This window comes from Streptomyces sp. NPDC001770, from assembly GCF_053596135.1.
In genome coordinates, this window is sequence record NZ_JBSFFN010000101.1 from 1 (window position 1) to 2240 (window position 2240).

1 protein-coding gene is annotated in these 2240 nt (G+C 69.0%); it reads right to left on the minus strand.

The annotated features are described in order from the left end of the window. Window positions 1-2240, minus strand: a 2240-nt coding sequence (locus ACWCSV_RS34515; protein WP_451149213.1) for a type I polyketide synthase, incomplete at both ends; no start/stop codon positions are given.

A 2240-nucleotide genomic window follows, 5' to 3' on the forward strand; every position in this document is an offset into this window, starting at 1 on the left:
AGAGCCGAGGCGAGTTCACCGCGGTCCGCGCCCAACACCACCGCACGGTGCTCCAGCGCCGCACGCGTCGTCGCCAACGACCAAGCCACGTCACCAGTCGACAACTCCGATCGCGCCAACATGAACTCACGCAACCGACCCGCCTGACCGGCGAGTGCCTCGGTGTCCCGCCCGGAGAGGACCCATGCCGGGACATTGCCCGCCAGCACCGGCACTGTGCTCCCGGTGTCCATGTCGACAGGCGCCTCCACCTCGACCGGGGCCTCTTCGATGATCACGTGCGCGTTGGTGCCGCTGATCCCGAACGCCGAGACACCCGCCCGACGCGGACGCTCACCCGCCGGCCACGCCACCGCCTCCTGCAACAGCCGCACGTTCCCCGACTCCCACTCCACGTGTGAGGACGGCTCCTCGGCATGCAACGTCTTCGGCAACACACCGTGCCGCAACGCCAACACCATCTTGATCACACCCGCCACACCCGCAGCCTGCTGCGCATGACCGATGTTCGACTTCACCGACCCCAACCACAACGGCCGCTCACCCGAACGCCCCTGGCCGTAGGTCGCCAACAACGCACCCGCCTCGATCGGGTCACCCAACTCCGTACCCGTACCATGCGCCTCCACCACATCCACATCCGCCGCCGACACCTGCGCACTCGCCAACGCCGCACGAATCACCCGCCGTTGAGCCGGACCATTAGGAGCCGTCAGGCCGTTCGACGCACCGTCCTGGTTGATCGCACTGCCCCGCACCACACCGAGCACCCGGTGCCCGTTGCGACGTGCGTCCGACAGGCGCTCCAGCACCAGCATGCCGACGCCTTCGCCCATGCCCATGCCGTCCGCGCCTTCGCCGAAGGCCTTGCAACGACCGTCGGACGAGAGGGCCCGCAGCCGGGAGAAACTCACGAACTCGCCGGGGTCGGCCATCACCGTCACACCACCGGCCAACGCCACCGTGCACTCGCCCGACCGCAACGCCTGCACCGCCTGGTGCATCGCCACCAACGACGACGAACACGCCGTGTCCACCGTCACCGCGGGCCCGTTCAGTCCCAGGGAGTACGAGACGCGGCCGGACAGCACGCTCAGCGCGTTTCCGGTGATCAGGTGTGCCTGGACCTCCGCTTCGTCCCCCAGCACCCCGATGTAACCGGAGGCAGCCGCGCCGATGAACACGCCGGTCGGGGAGCCGTGGAGCGACTGCGGGTCGATCCCCGCACGCTCGATCGCCTCCCAGGAGGTCTCCAGCAGCAACCGCTGCTGCGGATCCATCGCCAACGCCTCACGCGGACTGATCCCGAAGAACCCGGCATCGAACTCCGCGGCACCGGTCAGGAACCCGCCCTCGACCACGTACGTCGAACCCTCCGCATCCGGATCCGGATCGAACAGGCCCTCGACGTCCCAGCCGCGGTCGACCGGGAAACCACCGATCGCATCCCCGCCCGCCGCCAAGAGCTCCCACAGTTCCTCCGGGGTACGCACACCACCCGGGTAACGGCACGCCATACCGACGATCGCGATCGGATCGGTCGACACCGGCTGCACCACCACAGGGATGCTCTCCTGCGTGGCGTTCCCGAACAGCTCCGTGAGGATCTCGTCCGCCAGCGCCGACGCACTCGGGTGATCGAAGATCACCGTAGACGGCAGCCTGACACCCACCGCCGTGTTCAGACGGTTACGCAGGTCCACAGCGGTCAGCGAGTCGAAGCCCAGTTCGCGGAAGGCCCGGCTCGCCACGATCTCGTCCGCCGAATCGTGCCCCAGCACCGCAGCCGCCTGCACCCGGACCAGCTCCACCACGGTCCGCCGCCGCTCAGCCTCGGACATGCCGGCCAAGCGCGCGGCGAACTCACCGCGCTGATCATCCACCGCACGAGGGCCCGTATCCTCCTGGGCCTCCGCGATGGTGTCCAGCAGCGGTCGGGGACGAGCGGCCGTGAAGACCGGCGCGAACTTCTCCCACTCCACGTCCGCGACCGCGATGAACGTCTCGTCGTCCGCCAGCACCTCCCCGAGCGCCGTCAACGCGCGCTGCGTTTCGAGAAAGTTCATGCCCTGCCGCAGCAGACGGTGCGGGGTCACCCGACCCGGCGCCTGGTCCATCACCGCATCGACGGCGTCCCAGTCACGCGTGTTCCACACACCCCAGGCAACCGACGTCCCCGGCAGACCCCGGGCCCGCCGGTCCTCCGCCAACCCGTCCAGGAACGCGTTACCGGCCGCATA